Genomic DNA, 14,874 nt, shown 5'->3' with positions numbered 1-14,874 from the left:
CAGTAAATAAGTGATCAGAAATAGCGTAGGGAAAATGCTTGAGAACAAGGCGCAATTTTTCGATAAGTAGTTATTCTGCAATCAAAAATTGCGACGCAGTTATCGAGTATTTTAACAAGCTAGAATGACCAGTTATTTACTACGATTGGTATAACCTATACTCAATCTCACTAAAGCAACCAACCCCATGTGAAGCTCCACAAACAAAAGGCTGAGGAGCAGATCTTTACCCTACAAACAATGTACTAGCTATTTTGATTTTGTTAGTTCGTATGGCCTTAATATGAATGTTCAATATAACTAGGAAAACACTTGAGGACTTACTAGAAAAAGTGGGTTCGCAAAATTACCAAACGGACTCAATTAGTGATGTTTGTATAAAAACACGTACAAGAAATATAAATGATAGATACAAAAAATCCCGCAAGGGATGCGGGATTTTTACTAGTGACTAAATTGGTTTAAAGGTGACTAGCCTTGAATACCAACGATTAACCATGGCGCATTAGGCGCAGTCAAGTCACGCTCTAGGTGCCAGATATCTTCGATTTCTTCTTCAACACCTTCTACTGTGTCACGGTAACGACCGCTAAACTGCAGACTAAGCTGTGCTTTATTTGCATCGTAATCAGCACGGACGATCTCCGCATCAACGTACATTACGTCAGTATGCTGCTCACCGTCGAGCTTCGCGCGCTCTGCTTTTAGGTCTTCAAACAAGCTTGGAGAAACATATTCTTCAATAGTTTCTAGCTGGTTGTGATTCCACGCACCTTGCAGGATTCGATAGTGTTCACGAGAACCATTAATGAACGCTGCTTGGTCAAAACCCGGTGGGTAGTTATGTGGTACGTCTGTTTGAGCGCCAAAACCACCAAAGCCACCATTATTTGTGTTTGGTTGTTGCTCAAAGTTTTGCATGTTTGGTTGCTCAAACTTAGATGCGTTGCCACCAAATGCAGGCTGTTGACGATGCTGGTTCATACTGCCCTGCTTCGCACCTAGCATACCGCGCATTAGTTTAAAGATGACAAAGGCAATCAAACCAATAATTAGGATATCCATAAACTGGATACCTTCAAAAGCACCGCCAAAGAATGCAGCAAGTAGACCACCAGCAAGAAGTCCGCCTAGCAGACCACCCATAAGGCCTTTCTTACTTGAAGACTTTGTCGTCTGATCTTTGCCGACCGTATTGGTGTTTTGTTGCTGTTGTTTCGGTGCTGGTGCAGTTTTGTAGCTCTTACCGAAAGACTTACTGCCACCAAACTTCTTCGCTTCCGCGATAGGCGTTACAGCAACAGTAAACATCAATAAAGCAACAATAGAAAATAAACGTTTCATCGTTATCCTTAAAGTTAGCTATCTAAGATAGTGCCCCATTTTCAAGACGAAACAATCGTTGTTTCAAACAGTAGCACGCCAAAGATGATTTTTAAGTCATCATACTCTGTATACCGATTGATGAAAATAGCTTATAGAGGCTGACATGTATCAGAATATTGCCAAAAATGCAGACTGCTCACACTGCTTACAATTCAGCTGAAGGCGCTTGATCAATGTAAAAAAAGTATGGAATAAGTTCACTAATACTCCAGATTGTTTTACTTGAATTAGAATCAGTGACACAGCTCAGAATCCTACACCTTGAGGACACTTGGATACATTGCCTTGTTGACGGTTAATAGGTAGCTGACTATCATATTGAACGATGTTCAATAAAGTAGTTTGAGAGTATGGCGCGCAGAAACGATCACACCCGAGAAGAGTTAGTGAATTTGACGTTAACAACGGTCAAAAACTTTTTAGATGAGAATTCTTACCACGAACTCAGTCTTCGTAAAATCGCTAACATGATTGGTTACGTGCCAAGCACATTGGTAAATGTTTTTGGTAATTATAATTTGCTACTGCTTCATGTTGTCGCTCAAACTTTAGATGAGTTATCTCAAGAAGCACGCAAAGCGACTAATGACAGCAAAGACTCCCATCAAGCGCTTTTTGAACTCGCTTATTGCTACCACGATTTTGCTCAAAAACACCCATACCGTTGGCAGTTAGTGTTCGAACACAACATGAATGGAGCAGAACTTCCGGAATGGCATGCCAAACGTATCGATGGTATGACGGGAATGCTAGAGTCACTATTGGCTCAAATCGCACCACATCGTACTGAATCCGAAGTGATTCAAGCGAGTCGAGTCCTTTGGTCTGGCGTACATGGCATTACTTTACTCAGTGTTGATGATAAGTTTTTCTCTAGTGAACCGATTGATGGCAAAGAGTTGATCAGTAATCTTCTTTCTAACTATCTCACGAACTGGTAGCAAAGGATTATCCATGTCATCCGACAGACAGCCGTCGTTACTTACGCAGAGAAAGTTCCTGCCCTATTTCATTACTCAGTTTTTTGGCGCTTTCAACGACAATATTTTTAAAAACGTTTTGCTGTTGTTTGTCGCATTCGCGGGCTCCAGTGCACTGCCTATTTCGAGCAATTTGTTCATCAACCTTGCGGCAGGCTTGTTCATTCTACCGTTCTTTCTGTTCTCTGCTTCCGCTGGCGTATTAGCCGACAAATATGAAAAGTCATGGTTTATTCGTAAGGTCAAACTATTTGAAATAGCCATCATGCTGTTGGGTGCCATCGGATTCATAACCGAAAGTTATGGTGTGCTTTTATTGCTACTGTTTTTAATGGGCACACAGTCAGCATTTTTTGGCCCAGTTAAATATGCCCTTTTGCCTCAAAAGTTAAATGCTAAAGAGTTAGTGCCCGGCAACGCTCTTGTTGAAGCTGGTACCTTTATCGCCATCCTTATTGGCACCTTAGGCGCTGGGATTATAGCCTCTGCAGACAACGCAAAATACCTTGCCGCATTTTGTGTCGTGATCTTCGCATTGTTAGGCTACTTGTCGAGCCGCTCAATCCCCTTTGCTGCAGCCAGCGCGCCCAATCTCTCTTTTCGTTGGCAACCATACAAGCAAACCAAACACACGCTCTCTATCGCCAAATCCGATCGAGTTGTTTTTCAATGCATAATGGCAATAAGCTGGTTTTGGTTTTTAGGCGCCGCATATCTAACACAATTCCCGAATTTCACTAAGATTTACCTAAATGGCACCGAGAGTGCGGTGTCTTTCTTGCTCGCTCTATTTTCCATTGGTATCGCGCTAGGGTCGCTACTTTGCAATTGGATCTCAAACCATCGTATCGAAGTCGGTATTGTGCCAATTGGTGCCTTTGGCATTACGGTATTTGGGTACCTAATGGCCACTTCCATTCCCAATGATCTACCTACTTTCCATAACTTTGTAGACTTCTTTAGATATGAGCCTTTTTGGCCATTATTTTTCTACCTATTGATGATTGGCGCTTCGGGCGGTTTGTTTATCGTGCCGCTTTACGCATTAATGCAGCATCGAGCAAAGGAAACCGAACGTGCTCAAGTCATCGCAGGGCTCAACATCTTTAACTCTCTGTTTATGGTCGGCAGCGCTGTCTTAGGTATTGTGTGCCTAAGTGTAATCAAGATGACAATTCCTCAACTGTTTGCATTGTTAGCCATTTTAAATTTCTTAGTCGCCGCTTACATCTTTTTGCAAATTCCTATTTTTGTAGTTCGCTTTGTCATGTGGATGCTTACGCACACCATCTATCGAGTTAAGCATAAGAATCTACACAACCTACCCGAGCATGGTGGGGCATTGATTGTATGTAATCATGTAAGCTACATGGATGCATTGCTACTTAGTGCCGTATGCCCAAGGTTGATTCGTTTTGTGATGGAGGAAGATTACGCCAACCTACCTCCATTAAGGCGCTTTTTACGTCGAACTGGGGTAATTCCAATTTCAGCGAGTAACAGAAGCTCTATCAGACGTGCATTTAACGATGTGGAAGCTGCGCTAAGCGAAGGTCATATCGTCTGTATTTTCCCTGAAGGAAGATTAACTTCAGATGGTGAAATGAATGAATTCATGCGCGGTATTGATATAATCCTACGTCGTAGTCCAGTACCTGTCATACCTGTTGCACTTAAAGGCTTATGGGGAAGCTATTTCAGCCGCGCAAAAGGTCGCGCATGCTGTGGCTTACCGACTCGATTTTGGTCAAAGCTAGAAATAGAGGCAGGACAACCGGTGCCACCAAACGAGGCAACGGCAAAAACAATGTTCGATAAAGTGCATCAACTTAGAGGCGACTGGCGATAAATACACTTGAACACATGTTTAGGATAACTGAACATGTGTTCAAATCATTAAGACAAACTGACCACACCCAGTGCGATATACTCTCCCTTTCATTCACAACAGCGAATAAAAACCTTGAATAGAAACTACCTCCTGTTTGGATTGGCGTTACTTTTTTGTCTAACCCCTCTTGCCTCCTCTCCCATTGCTCTAGTTATCGGTTTTCTACTCGCAAGTTTTGGTTTTGTGCCTTCCGAGCTGCCCATCGCTTCTTTTACTAAAAAGCTGCTGTCTTACTCGATTATTGGCTTAGGCTTTGGCATCAACTTCGAGCAAGCGCTTACAGTCACATCGGATGGTATCGGCCTGATCATCGCCACTATTACAGGCACACTGATCATGGGCACTCTCATTGCCAGGGTGCTTAAATTGGAGCGAGTAACCGCTTACTTAATCTCATCAGGTACTGCAATTTGTGGTGGTAGCGCAATTGCTGCTGTGGCACCGGCGATTAAAGCGAAAGACGAGCAGATTGGATTAGCACTGGCAACGGTATTTGTCCTGAACTCCATTGCACTCTTTGTGTTTCCTGTGATTGGACATGCTTTAGGGCTAGATCAACACACGTTTGGCACATGGGCTGCGATTGCCATTCATGACACATCTTCTGTTGTCGGGGCTGCCTCGGCCTATGGGGAAGAAGCACTAACGACGGCAACAACATTGAAACTCGCGCGCGCTTTATGGATCATTCCTGTTGCTTTGATCAGTGCCGTCATCTTTTCAAGAGGCCAAAAAGAGAATGGAAAGAAAAAACTAGCTATCCCTTATTTCATTTTTTGGTACTGTGCAGCTATCGCGTTTAGCGACTTCTTTCCTCAATTTGAAATGGTCTATCACGGCATTTTCATTGGAGCAAAGCAAGCGTTGGTTGTATGTCTGTTCTTGATAGGTTGCAGCATTTCAATTTCAAAACTAAAGTCAGCTGGAGCTAAGCCGCTGTTGTTTGGTGTGACTCTGTGGGTGTTAATTTCGACCACTTCTCTAAGTTGGTTACTGTTTTAGATATTGGTGGTCTGCTTATCGCGTTGAGGGGACGGCATTTCCCGTTTGCTATTTTTGTATATAACGACCAACGCAATAGCGATCAAAAATGCCGTTAGCTCTGCAAGAGAGCGGGCTAGCCCTTCACTACTTATCGCGATACCAATTTGTAGTGCTACTGCCGCAATTAAAACTAGCTTTGCCATCCTGAACCTTATGCATTTTCTCTCCACTAAGAAGCATAATTATGATTCAGAGTTATAAGGATACGAAATTCTCTTTATGACTAATACATAGCAAAATTGACTAATGCTGAAGTGATGACAACAGCCACTCTTTCACGGCCTTACGTGAAATTTTGATCCCACCTTCTAGTAGAGTTTCTGGCATTACATGGTATTCCACTGGCCATTTAAACTTCTCTAACTTTGATTGCAAGTGCTGGTCATACTCCGACTTGCTGCGCAATCCATTGGTCTGAATCACAGCTACTGGTCTATGACCAAACTCCGCGTCTTCGACTGGAACCACTATACTCTGCACTACACCATCAATTTGGTTCAAAGCGGCTTCAATCTCTTCACAATGGATATTCTCACCACCAGAGATAAACTGATTGTCGGCACGGCCGATTATCTTTAATTCATTACCTTGCCACTCGCCAAGATCTTTGCTGTCAAACCAGCCTTTCTCATCCAGAAATGGGGTAACATGTCCTTGATGGAAATACCCTGCCGCTAATGTCTTACCGCCAATAAAAATGCGTTGGTCAACTAATTTTATCTTACGGTGCTTCAATACATGTCCAGCATTACTGGTGCTGTCAATTCTCTTTGCGGTAACGGTAGAGGCCGCCTCCGTCATCCCATAACCTAACCACGTCTCAATGCCTTGCCCTGATGCTCGTAGTGCCAACTCATGATCAACGTGACTGCCGCCCAGTAGCACATGTGTCAATGACAAATGTGCATCATCATCCAATAACCGTTTGAGCTGAGTCGCAACCAAAGAAGCGTGTGATACGCCCTGAACATCATCAACAAGTTTCCCTGAACCGACTTTTAGTGTTGCTCCGACATATAGCCAACGATAGACAATCGCTAATCCAGAGACGTGATACAGCGGAAGCGATAACAGCCAAGCATCTTGCTGAGTGAAAATGAACTCCTGCAACAAGCCCTCTGCAGACGCAAGATGCTGTCGATGTGTATGAACCACAGCTTTAGGCTCCCCTGTAGAGCCAGAAGTAAATACTACTGAAGCGAGCCGGTCATGATGATAGCTATCTTCAGTCAACGAATCACTCTCTTGCTGTGATACTACAGGCGATGAAAGCAATGTTGCCTTGAGTTTTTGTATATCATGTTCAGAAAAGGTCGAAGCGCACTCCTGAGAAAACCAGATAAACCGAGTTTGATCAGGCCTGTAAAGTGTAGCAAGCTTACCCTGCAACTTATCTAGTGGTTGTTCCATGGTCAGCGCAGCGAGCGCACCTAACTGTTTGGAGGCAAGATAAAACAACAGTGTTTCTACTTGGTTCTTGCCAACCAAAGTCAGCACATCCCCCCGAGTTACACCCAAGTCATTCAAATAGTGAGTGTATTGGTCAATACGCTTCGAGAGTTGTTGCCAGTTTAATACTTCTGTTGATGTCTTGAGTGCAATAGAAAAAGGGCTCGTTTGAGCCCAATATTTCCATGGTGCCTTCGCAATATTGTCTACGCAGAATGCCACACAATCTCCTGGTCTTTTAGAGGAAGAACGGGAAGTTCACACTTAGGCCAGCCCTGCTCTAGCTGAGCTTTGAGTAAGCCAATCGTATCCAAACCTGGAACTTCATCAGGCAGCTGCCATTGGGCAAAGCGCGCTAATTGAGTTAAACCGAGACTGGATTCAATGCTCGAGCTAATCACTGCTTTCATCCCCAGTGACTTCGCTTTCTCTATCAGTGTAATACAAAAATCCACTGAACCAATGAGTGTGGGTTTGATGATGATCGTTTTCACACCAGTTAGATCTTCAAGACGGAAATCTTCTCGACGAACCGCATCTTGCAATGTTTCATCCCAAGCGATAGCAATACCAGTATTAATCGCAAAAGAGAGACTATCGCCAGGAGAGCGGCACGGCTCTTCTAGAAACGTGATTCGTTGACGCAGAGACGGAGCAATGTACTTAGCGAACTGCTGCGCTTTTTCTGGTGTCCAAGCGCGATTGGCATCGAGTCGAAGCGTTAATTGAGGGATTGATTCAAGAAAAAGGTTCACAAGCATGCCATCGCGAATTGGCTCATAAAGTCCAACTTTCACCTTAGCGACTTTCTCACCTTCCATTTCGTTCAGCTTTGGAATGAGCTCATCTGGGTCGCCAGTGCATAGTGGCGCTGTTTGGTATTTACCTTGTTGTGGTAAGCCACCAGCTAATTCAAGCTGTGCCATCGATAAACCAAACGCAACCGACGGGTACATCTTGGCATAATCCACATCCAACTCTGCTACCCAACGCTCCGCCTGTTCTTGTAGCTGAACACCCGCATCTTCGGTGCTCTCTAAGCTAAAACCAGGAAGAGGAGCGACTTCTCCAAGCCCTGTTTTACCATCTTCGGAAAGCGCAACAACATAACCAACACGTTCGGTTAGCTTGTTGTCACGTAGGATGACACCACTATCCATGGGCAAGCTATAACGATAAATTTTCGCTTCACGCATAATTCAAGTCCTATGTAATGCCGTATATTTGAGCGTTCTGACGAGCAATCCCACCAGCCTCCCAGAGGGCGAGGCGCTCAGGAAAAAAGGAACAGAGGAGCTAACACGCTCCTCATTTAGACGGATTATGGGTTGCGAGGGAATTTATCGAAGTCTGGGCGACGCTTCTCGTTAAAGGCATTACGACCTTCTTGGCCTTCATCAGTCATGTAGAACATCATCGTTGCGTTACCCGCTAGCTCTTGCAGACCCGCTTGACCATCACAATCTGCGTTTAATGCAGCTTTCAGGCAGCGCAATGCCATTGGGCTGTGCTGTAGTACTTCACGACACCAACGAACGGTTTCTTTCTCTAGATCCGCTAGTGGTACAACTGTGTTTACTAGGCCCATGTCTACCGCTTCTTGAGCATTGTAGAAACGACATAGGAACCAAATTTCGCGAGCTTTCTTTTGGCCTACGATACGAGCCATATAAGATGCGCCCCAACCGCCGTCAAATGAACCCACTTTAGGGCCTGTTTGACCAAATTGAGCGTTGTCAGCTGCAATTGTTAGATCACACATCATATGCAGTACATGACCACCGCCAACAGCCCAACCAGCTACCGATGCGATCACTGGTTTTGGACAAGTACGAATATCGCGTTGGAAGTCCAATACGTTGAGGTGATGTGTGCCTTGGTCGTCTTTATAGCCGCCGTAGTCGCCACGGATCTTCTGGTCGCCGCCAGAACAGAATGCGTCTTCACCTAGACCTGTCAGAATGATCACGCCAACACCAGAGTCGTAACGCGCATCTGCCAACGCATCAATCATCTCTTTTACCGTTTGAGGACGAAACGCGTTACGCACTTGAGGACGCGCAATGGTGATTTTCGCGATACCATCTTCAGACTTATGGTAATGAATGTCCTCGTATTTCTCGCCGCAATCTTTCCATTGAACCGGAGCGTAAAGTTCTTCTTCAGAAATGCCTACTGTTTTAGCCATGGTGATTCCCATTGTTCTCGTTACTCTCACCAAAGTGAGACTGAATTATTTGCTTGGTATGTATCGCAAACTGTTTGGGCTGCTCTTGATGGACGTTATGACCAGCGCCTTCAACTTGTCGATACGCCAACCCGCTACGTTGTGCCAGTTGGCTAAATTTTTGGTCTTTCTCACCACACAAGTAATACACTGGTATGTTCTGCTTTTGCAGTGAGGGCAACAAATATGCCTGTTTGGCTAACGATGTCGCCATCAACATATTCGCCACCGCTGAGCCAAGATTATCACTTCGCTTCGCAATGAATGTTTGTCTTTGCTCATGGTTTAGTGAAGAAAACACCGCTTGTTGGTACCAATCGTTCAAAACACGTTCAAGTGGTTCAGTTTTGAAACGCATTGCCCAGCGAGCATCATTCTCTAATCTCACCTGTTTCTCTGACTCAGTTTGAAGCCCGAAGTTTCCCCCTTCAACAATCGCGCCCGCAATATTGAGATCTGGAAAGCATTGATGGGCAATACCATGCATCGCAATGCGGCCGCCCATAGAGTAACCAATCAAAATAAGTGGTTGTTGTGAGGGAAATAATAAAGATAGTGTGGAACCAAGAAGTTTGCAGCAATCATTTAAATCGCAGCAAAAAATAGATTGGCTGCGTCCGTGACCAGGAAGGTCAACCGTAACACGCTCATATTCGGGTAATGCATTTAAACACGCGAGCCAATCGGCACCGCTACCGAGTAAGCCATGCAAAAACACCAAAGTGGGCAACGTTCTACTTTGGTGTTTTTCTAATACAGGGAAACGTTCAAAGTAAAGCATTCAGACTCTTATTAAATGCCTTGAGTCTCTCAGCAGCTTGGTTAGATGGGGTTTGAACCTCGACCAGCAACGTTCCTTGGCCGTGACATAAATGCTCTTTTACAGATGATTGGAATTGCTCCAGTGTAGAAACATGCAAATACGCCAAACCAAACTGCTTTGCCGCGTGTTCAAACTGATAACCATGAGGCATTTGATAATATGTCGTTCTGCGCTCTGGTGGTACTGGCAACATATCAAAAATCGCACCGCCGTCATTATTAGTAACAACAAGTATCGCCGGCAGTTTATTGTGAGAAAATAGCGCCAGAGAATTGAGATCATAAAGTGCTGCTGTGTCACCGATATACATTAGTAACGGATTACCTCTTGCCCGTTGCACGCCTGATGCCGCAGCAAACAAACCGTCAATCCCTGACGCGCCTCGATTAGTGAAAACCTCTACACCATCCAATTTTCCGTACATATCAACAAGCCGAACAAACAAGCTATTACCCAAGAAAACATCTACGTTCTTTGTGCGCTCGTTGATGTCTGCTGCCAACGCAATTTCGTCAATGGCAGACGCTGAATCAGATAGGAAGGCTTCTTCGATACGTTGATGAACTCGCTTAACGTCATTCGCTAACCTATCAGCCCACCCAGCAAATATTGACTTCTCAAAACTAATGCGAGAAACCCACGTTTTAGGAGGCTCAACCCAGTGCATTTGCGCCAGATGATTTTGGTTATTCCGGTCCATACAAGGTGAGACATACCAATACTGAACGTCTTTACTTTGTTGATTTTTCGATACTTGTTTATCAATCCATTGGTTCAAACGTTTGGAGATGATTCGGCTACCAAATTGGATAATAAGTTCACAAGATTCAAGCTCGTTTGCAAACTCGGGAAGTTGAAGCCATACATCGTAATACGCCCAATCCGAACTGAGGCCACTTTGCGGGTCTGCAAGTACTGGCCATCCCATCTTTTGTGCAAATGCCTGCGCCGAACGCGCTTGTTCAAGCGGTAAGCTGCCAATCACAACCAAGCCTTTTTTGTCCGAAAAAGGCGGGATGTTCGCCTGTGACAAATGGCTAAAACGCTGAGTATAAGTGCCGCTTCCTTTTCGCCATCCGGCGACCGAATCTAAGTAGGTTTGATAATCCGCTTTTGCGCCGTTGGAATACAAAGGCTCTGGAAATGCACAATTAATATGAACAGCACTACCCTGCAATTGCTGAGTAAACATCACTTCGTCAACAGAGGTCAGCAACCAGTTAAGCGACGTTGCTAAATTTGGGCTTGGTAAATTCAAACTGGCCGAAACATGATGTGAAAAAATACCCAATTGATTTATCGCTTGGTTTGCACCACAGCCGACAAGTTCTACTGGACGATCTGCTGTCAGCAGCACCAGTTTTTCACCAGTAAGTTTGGCTTCGGCAACCGACGGTAATAGGTTCGCCACTGCCGTACCAGAGGTAACGATAATTGCCACTGGCTCCTGAGTAGCTTTCGCTAAACCAAGAGCCATAAAGCCCAGTCCACGCTCATCAAAATGAGTATGAATGGAAAAGTCGGACTGTTCTGCCGCTTCTAAAGTTAAAGGAGTAGAACGAGATCCGGGAGCGATACAAACATGCTTAACGCCAAATCGCTGAAGCTCAATCAATATGGTTTCTGACCAAACTCGATTGAGCACCGCTTGGTCATGACTCATGATGCGACTCCCAATGGCGGATGATCAGAAATCAGCGTAAGTAACGTCGACATTTTCTTATCAAGTTCTGCCCACTCATGTTCTGCAATGGAGCCTGGAACAATCCCTGCGCCCGCAAACAGTTGTACTTGCTCACCGAGCACAAGCGCACTTCTGATTGCGACACAAAACTCTGCTCGTTCATGGCTGATGTAACCCATTGACCCCGCGTACCAGCCGCGTGCAAAGGGCTCATTATCAAGAATAAACTGCATAGACTCTTGTCGGGGTAAGCCAGCAACCGCCGCTGTTGGCTGAAGCGCCGATAACAACTGAACACCATTTATCCCCGCTCTTAGACTAGCGTGAATATTTCGCTTAAGGTGCTGCACTTTTCGTAGTCTGACCAAACTCGGTTCAGCTTCCACTTCAACCATTTCAGAATGCGGTGATAGACGATCAATGATGTCGTCCACCACATACTGGTTTTCGTTGAGGTTCTTTTGGTCTTGGGATAACCAATTCGCCAACTCCATATCTTGAGTGGCATTGTCTCCCCGACCAATCGTACCTGCTAACGCTTCGGTATGTAGCTCATGCCCTACGCGAGAATACAAACGTTCTGGCGTAGACCCCATAAAACTGTGCTTACTGTCTAAGCTCAGCATGAAATGGAAGCTATGATGGTTATTTAAGTAACTTGCTTTAAGTAGCTGTGCAGCACTTAATGTGTTATCAAGCTGCACGGTAGAGCGACGCGCTAAAACCACTTTCTTAAAATCATCATTCTCTATACCAGTCAGAACCTTATGAACTAACTCATTCCATTGAGGCTGACTTGGCGTATGAACAATAGAGCGGATGTGAGACGAAATTGGAGCTAAGGTTGCGACCTCACAAACCAGTTTATTCAACCCAGCTAGAGTTCGCGCTTTGTCTTCTGAAATATTAACTGCGAGAGACCACTGTTGGTCAAAACGAATTAACTCAATTTGAGGCAAAAAGAAAAAAGAAGGCATACAGCGACGATTCTTCTCATGCTGTCCATCAAAAGAGCGCCCGCCCCAGACTCTTTGCCCTTCACCTAGAATGGTATAAGCAGGACCTGGCTCAACAAAAGCGTGCAATTGCCCTAGTGCAACGACCTCTTCACGTGTATCGCGGGACTGCCAATAAAACTTAGGGAAAAGTGGTTGTGCATCAAGCCAATCAATAAATGAGAAATTAGGTTTCTCGCTAAGGGGCTCGACCAGACGTGTTTGATTGCCTTCCGATTGCTGAACTCGCTCGATAATTCTCTTTACGGCTTGATGGAACTGTGACAAATCAACCTCGTTGTATGTGAGGATAAATGGTAACTGACGGCTACTCTAAGTTTAGACCCAAAGCAAATCAAGGTCGTATGCGATCTTTTGCGAAATCCTGTGATAGCAAGCGAGCAAAACTCAACCAGCAGACAGATTATTTACAGATATATATTCTAATAAAAAACAAATTATTGTATTTTAATAAAGAAATTAACGAATTTTTAGGAATTAAACAATGCAAAATATCGGGATGTCGTCAAAACTCGACAATGTCTGCTACGACATTAGGGGTCCTGTACTCAAACATGCTAAGCGCATGGAGGAAGAAGGGCATAAAATCCTAAAGCTAAACATTGGTAACCCTGCCCCATTTGGTTTTGACGCCCCTGATGAGATTTTAGTCGACGTGATTCGTAATCTGCCGACTTCTCAAGGCTATTGTGATTCCAAAGGTATTTACTCTGCTCGTAAAGCTGTGGTCCAACACTATCAGCGTAAAGGTATACGCTCGCTAGATGTCGAAGATGTGTATGTAGGTAACGGCGTGTCTGAGTTGATCGTAATGGCCATGCAAGCGCTATTAAACAATGGCGACGAAATGCTGATCCCAGCACCAGACTATCCGTTATGGACAGCTTCAGTTGCACTATCTGGTGGTAAGCCGGTTCATTATCTATGTGATGAAGAGGCTGACTGGTACCCAGACCTTGAAGACATCAAAAAGAAAATCACACCAAAGACACGTGGCATTGTTCTGATCAACCCGAACAACCCGACAGGTGCGGTATACAGCCGTGACTTCCTACTTGAAGTGATTGAGATAGCACGCAAGCACAAACTGATCATTTTCGCAGATGAGATCTACGACAAAGTGTTGTACGACGGTGCAACACATACCTCAGTCGCCACACTCACTGAAGACGTGCTAGTCATGACATTCAATGGCCTTTCAAAAGCCTACCGTGTTTGTGGTTTCCGTGGTGGCTGGATGTTCCTAACGGGGCCTAAACATCTGGCTCAAGGGTACGTGAATGGCTTGGAGCTGCTTTCATCAATGCGTTTATGTGCAAACGTACCAATGCAACATGCCATTCAAACCGCGTTAGGTGGATACCAGAGTATCAATGAACTGATTTTACCTGGCGGACGCTTATTAGAGCAGCGCAACCGAGCGTATGAATTGATCAATCAGATTCCTGGTGTTTCTTGTGTCAAACCTAAGGGTGCGATGTACCTCTTCCCGAAAATCGACACTAAAATGTACAACATCAAGAACGATCAGCAGATGGTTTTAGATTTCTTAAAACAAGAGAAGGTCTTACTGGTGCAAGGTTCTGGTTTTAACTGGCCAAAACCAGACCACTTCCGCATCGTGACACTACCGCACGTTGAAGATCTAGAAATCGCCATTGGACGTTTTGAAAGATTCCTATCAACCTACAGCCAGTAATGAATCACTGGTAGTAATTAGTGCTGATCTCTCATATGCTTAGAGGAACTCCTAGTGAGTTCCTTTTTTACACCAGAAACGGAGAAAGCCATGAAAGAAAGCCATTTTTTCGCCCACCTGGCTCGAATGAAGCTGATCCAACGCTGGCCTTTAATGCGGTCCGTCTCACCAGAAAACGTTTCAGAGCATAGCTTACAAGTTGCTTTTGTCGCTCATGCCCTTGCCCTAATTAAAAACAAAAAGTTCGGCGGCAACCTTAATCCAGAACGCATCGCGATTCTGGCCATGTACCATGACTCCAGTGAAGTATTAACGGGTGATCTTCCAACTCCAGTGAAGTATTACAACCCTGAAATTGCCAAAGAATATAAGAAGATAGAATCGGCAGCGGAACAAAAATTACTCTCAATGTTACCGGAAGAGTTCCACGATGATTTTGCCCCCTATCTTCTTTCTCACTCTGCACACGAAGAGGACGCAAAAATCGTTAAGCAAGCCGATTCCATCTGTGCCTATTTAAAATGTCTTGAAGAACTAAGCGCCGGCAACCATGAGTTCGCTCTGGCAAAAAAACGCTTAGACGTCACTTTGCAAGAACGCAGAACGCCTGAAATGGATTACTTTCTCAATACCTTTGCCCCAAGTTTCGAATTATCGTTAGATGAAATCAGTTAG

At 44.6% G+C, this 14,874-nt stretch carries 13 protein-coding genes; 5 read left to right on the top strand and 8 right to left on the bottom strand.

Translation table 11 applies throughout. The annotated features are described in order from the left end of the window. Positions 1–471: 471 nt before the first annotated feature. A complete protein-coding gene (locus R7Q47_RS13600; protein ID WP_005384268.1) occupies positions 472–1,344 on the bottom strand; it encodes a Tim44 domain-containing protein in 873 nt (290 codons plus the stop codon). Between the two features lie 392 nt (positions 1,345–1,736). On the opposite strand from R7Q47_RS13600, the gene R7Q47_RS13595 reads away from it, so the two are divergent. The 3 genes from R7Q47_RS13595 to R7Q47_RS13585 all read left to right on the top strand — a co-directional run bounded on the left by R7Q47_RS13595 (position 1,737) and on the right by R7Q47_RS13585 (position 5,259). Next, on the top strand, positions 1,737–2,327 hold the full coding sequence (locus R7Q47_RS13595; protein ID WP_005382308.1) for a TetR/AcrR family transcriptional regulator: 591 nt from the start codon (positions 1,737–1,739) through the stop codon (positions 2,325–2,327). A 13-nt stretch (positions 2,328–2,340) separates the two neighbouring features. Next, positions 2,341–4,215: an MFS transporter gene (locus R7Q47_RS13590; protein WP_005384269.1), complete on the top strand. Its 1,875-nt coding sequence runs from the start codon at positions 2,341–2,343 to the stop codon at positions 4,213–4,215. Between the two features lie 114 nt (positions 4,216–4,329). Continuing rightward, positions 4,330–5,259: a YeiH family protein gene (locus R7Q47_RS13585; RefSeq protein WP_154204732.1), complete on the top strand. Its 930-nt coding sequence runs from the start codon at positions 4,330–4,332 to the stop codon at positions 5,257–5,259. Here R7Q47_RS13585 and R7Q47_RS13580 read toward each other — a convergent pair. From R7Q47_RS13580 to R7Q47_RS13550, 7 genes are all read right to left on the bottom strand, one after another. Continuing rightward, positions 5,256–5,444, bottom strand: a complete 189-nt coding sequence (locus tag R7Q47_RS13580) for a hypothetical protein (RefSeq protein ID WP_005382314.1) — start codon at positions 5,442–5,444, stop codon at positions 5,256–5,258. The two genes, R7Q47_RS13585 and R7Q47_RS13580, sit on opposite strands and share 4 nt — an antisense overlap. 100 nt (positions 5,445–5,544) lie before the next feature. Next, positions 5,545–6,972: an o-succinylbenzoate--CoA ligase gene (gene menE, locus R7Q47_RS13575; RefSeq protein ID WP_213962923.1), complete on the bottom strand. Its 1,428-nt coding sequence runs from the start codon at positions 6,970–6,972 to the stop codon at positions 5,545–5,547. Beyond that, a complete protein-coding gene (menC, locus tag R7Q47_RS13570; protein ID WP_064367948.1) occupies positions 6,957–7,946 on the bottom strand; it encodes an o-succinylbenzoate synthase in 990 nt (329 codons plus the stop codon). Before menC ends, menE begins: the two co-directional genes overlap by 16 nt. A 125-nt stretch (positions 7,947–8,071) precedes the next feature. Continuing rightward, entirely contained in the window at positions 8,072–8,938 is an 867-nt protein-coding gene (menB, locus tag R7Q47_RS13565) for a 1,4-dihydroxy-2-naphthoyl-CoA synthase (RefSeq protein WP_005382318.1), read from the bottom strand. Then, on the bottom strand, positions 8,931–9,758 hold the full coding sequence (gene menH, locus R7Q47_RS13560) for a 2-succinyl-6-hydroxy-2,4-cyclohexadiene-1-carboxylate synthase (protein WP_213903581.1): 828 nt from the start codon (positions 9,756–9,758) through the stop codon (positions 8,931–8,933). The genes menB and menH overlap by 8 nt, the downstream gene beginning before the upstream one ends. Further along, positions 9,745–11,463, bottom strand: coding sequence for a 2-succinyl-5-enolpyruvyl-6-hydroxy-3-cyclohexene-1-carboxylic-acid synthase (gene menD, locus R7Q47_RS13555; RefSeq protein ID WP_248487462.1), 1,719 nt, complete (start codon positions 11,461–11,463; stop codon positions 9,745–9,747). Before menD ends, menH begins: the two co-directional genes overlap by 14 nt. After that, the gene (locus tag R7Q47_RS13550; RefSeq protein WP_033906881.1) at positions 11,460–12,767 is read right to left on the bottom strand and encodes an isochorismate synthase MenF; all 1,308 of its coding nucleotides are present in this window, start codon (positions 12,765–12,767) and stop codon (positions 11,460–11,462) included. The genes menD and R7Q47_RS13550 overlap by 4 nt, the downstream gene beginning before the upstream one ends. Positions 12,768–12,984: 217 nt before the next feature. Here R7Q47_RS13550 and R7Q47_RS13545 point away from each other — a divergent pair, with 217 nt between their 5' ends. Further along, on the top strand, positions 12,985–14,199 hold the full coding sequence (locus tag R7Q47_RS13545; RefSeq protein ID WP_053303263.1) for a pyridoxal phosphate-dependent aminotransferase: 1,215 nt from the start codon (positions 12,985–12,987) through the stop codon (positions 14,197–14,199). A gap of 90 nt (positions 14,200–14,289) precedes the next feature. Then, positions 14,290–14,874 carry a 5'-deoxynucleotidase gene (gene yfbR, locus R7Q47_RS13540; protein WP_017634778.1) on the top strand — a complete coding sequence of 195 codons (585 nt, stop codon included), beginning with the start codon at positions 14,290–14,292 and terminating at the stop codon, positions 14,872–14,874.

It is taken from the genome of Vibrio sp. Vb0349 (assembly GCF_033338975.1).
This window is presented reverse-complemented; position numbering and strand designations above follow the sequence as displayed.

Excerpts from the sequence above, each read along its gene's own strand:
- R7Q47_RS13580 (WP_005382314.1), bottom strand. The coding sequence starts at position 5,444 with ATGGCAAAGCTAGTTTTAATTGCGGCAGTAGCACTACAAATTGGTATC.
- menB (WP_005382318.1), bottom strand. The coding sequence starts at position 8,938 with ATGGCTAAAACAGTAGGCATTTCTGAAGAAGAACTTTACGCTCCGGTT.
- yfbR (WP_017634778.1), top strand. The coding sequence starts at position 14,290 with ATGAAAGAAAGCCATTTTTTCGCCCACCTGGCTCGAATGAAGCTGATC.
- menD (WP_248487462.1), bottom strand. The coding sequence starts at position 11,463 with ATGAGTCATGACCAAGCGGTGCTCAATCGAGTTTGGTCAGAAACCATA.
- R7Q47_RS13590 (WP_005384269.1), top strand. The coding sequence starts at position 2,341 with ATGTCATCCGACAGACAGCCGTCGTTACTTACGCAGAGAAAGTTCCTG.
- R7Q47_RS13600 (WP_005384268.1), bottom strand. The coding sequence starts at position 1,344 with ATGAAACGTTTATTTTCTATTGTTGCTTTATTGATGTTTACTGTTGCT.
- menC (WP_064367948.1), bottom strand. The coding sequence starts at position 7,946 with ATGCGTGAAGCGAAAATTTATCGTTATAGCTTGCCCATGGATAGTGGT.
- menH (WP_213903581.1), bottom strand. The coding sequence starts at position 9,758 with ATGCTTTACTTTGAACGTTTCCCTGTATTAGAAAAACACCAAAGTAGA.
- R7Q47_RS13595 (WP_005382308.1), top strand. The coding sequence starts at position 1,737 with ATGGCGCGCAGAAACGATCACACCCGAGAAGAGTTAGTGAATTTGACG.
- R7Q47_RS13545 (WP_053303263.1), top strand. The coding sequence starts at position 12,985 with ATGCAAAATATCGGGATGTCGTCAAAACTCGACAATGTCTGCTACGAC.